This window comes from Vibrio sp. Vb0888 (genome assembly GCF_033338835.1).
Classification (GTDB): domain Bacteria; phylum Pseudomonadota; class Gammaproteobacteria; order Enterobacterales; family Vibrionaceae; genus Vibrio; species Vibrio alginolyticus.
Map to the genome: position 1 here is coordinate 1 of NZ_JAWOTL010000078.1, position 1,705 is coordinate 1,705.

3 protein-coding genes are annotated in these 1,705 nt (G+C 46.2%); all 3 read right to left on the reverse strand.

The features are described from left to right. Positions 1-515, reverse strand: a 515-nt coding sequence (locus tag R7P72_RS23940; protein WP_318110816.1) for an SIS domain-containing protein, incomplete at its 3' end; no start/stop codon positions are given. A 3-nt stretch (positions 516-518) separates the two neighbouring features. After that, a complete protein-coding gene (locus tag R7P72_RS23945; protein WP_029854909.1) occupies positions 519-884 on the reverse strand; it encodes a YraN family protein in 366 nt (121 codons plus the stop codon). Beyond that, a partial coding sequence (locus tag R7P72_RS23950) for a penicillin-binding protein activator (RefSeq protein ID WP_318110817.1) occupies positions 871-1,705 on the reverse strand: 835 nt, incomplete at its 5' end. The genes R7P72_RS23950 and R7P72_RS23945, both read right to left, overlap by 14 nt.

Consider the following 1,705-nt stretch of genomic DNA (forward strand, 5'->3'; position numbering starts at 1 on the left):
TGAATGCGAGCCGTGCGATGGGATGGAATACGAATTTCTACATCGTTTTCGCCTAGTAATCCTGCCATCTCACCACCATCTTTACCTGTTAGGGCGATAATGGTCATGTCGCGAGTTACGGCCGCTTCCATCGCTTTGATGATGTTTTTGCTGTTGCCACTGGTAGAAAGCGCCAGAAGAATATCGCCTGGTTGGCCAAATGCACGAACTTGCTTAGAGAAAATCTCTTGATAGTGGTAGTCGTTTGCAACTGCCGTTAGTGTGGTGTTGTCCGCAGTCAGCGCCATAGCGGGAAGGCTAGGGCGTTCGGTCTCAAAGCGATTTAAAAGACAAGAAACAAACTGTTGTGCATTTGAGGCGCTGCCACCGTTGCCGCAGCAAAGAATTTTGTTGCCATTCAGCAAGCTCGAAACCATGGCTTGAGCGGCGTGCGTGATCGCATCAGGCAGAGCTTCTGCGGCTGCGATTTGAATTTGAATACTTTCTGTAAAGCTGTCTTTAATGCTGTCTAGCATCGCTTATCCTTCAGATATTGCATTTTGTATCCAGTTGATGTCGCGACCACTGTCATGAATGGCGATGACATCGAACCGATAATCTATGGTGTTCATTGTGCGTTGTTGGCAGAGCCAAACTTGTGCTGTTTTGATCAGTTTGCGCATTTTAGCGTTTGTGACCATTTCTGCCGCTGAGCCAAAATGATCGTTATTACGATATTTGACTTCAACAAAGACGATAGTTTCATCTTGTTGGAAGATTAAATCAATTTCGCCGAACTTTGTCAGATAATTTTGATCTAAAAAACGCAAACCCTGACGCTGCAGATACTGCTTCGCCAGGGTCTCGTACTGATTACCTATTTGACGCTTACTAAAGAGCCCCACGCTCAGCCCAGCTCAATTCGCGTTGTACAACACAGTTGTTGTCAATGCTTAACGTACCAGTTTGGCCGCTTACTGAGTAACCTGGTACCACTTTCATTTGTGGCAATTCACCGATCAGTTTGTAGGCATCCATCCCTAGAGCTTTTAAGCGTTTTTCCATGTTGGATTGATCTGCCCATAGCTCATTCATTTCAGCGGTCACTATTGGGTCTGGATTTACTAACAGCGGAATGTCACTGTAGATAATGCCTGTTAGGTCTTCGTACGTCGCACCACCGCTGTTGCTACGAGAGTTCGAGAACAGTTTTGGTGGCTTCGCATCTGGGTTAATTGCGACCTCAATGAATGGTTTGATAAGTGTTAGTTCAGAGCTACGAGCGACAATGTAAACTGCGTCCACATCACGACGACTGCGTGGCTGTGTTTCCAACTTAATGCGCATGAGCGATTGCATCTGTGCGATACGCTGTTTGCTCTCTTGTAATCCAAAGACGTCGTTAATGTCTTTTTGTAGCTGGCGCTTATCACCAAAGTAGCTTGTTGCGACTTTGTTTGAGCTGTACTTGCTCCATTCTTCATTGAAAGCTTGCACAACACGCTCACCGTAGCTGCCTTTTGGCGCTAGGATCAGCGGGAAGCTATAGCCTTCACTAAACAAGTATTTTGCAGCTTGAGCCACTTCTTGCTCAGGTGACAACGCTAGGTAGCAAATGTCGGTACCTGGCTGAACATCTTCAGGAATATTCAACGCCAGTGCGGGAATGGCTGGACTGTTTGCTGAACCATCCATTGTGGTTTGCAATAGTTCGACGTTTTCTTTT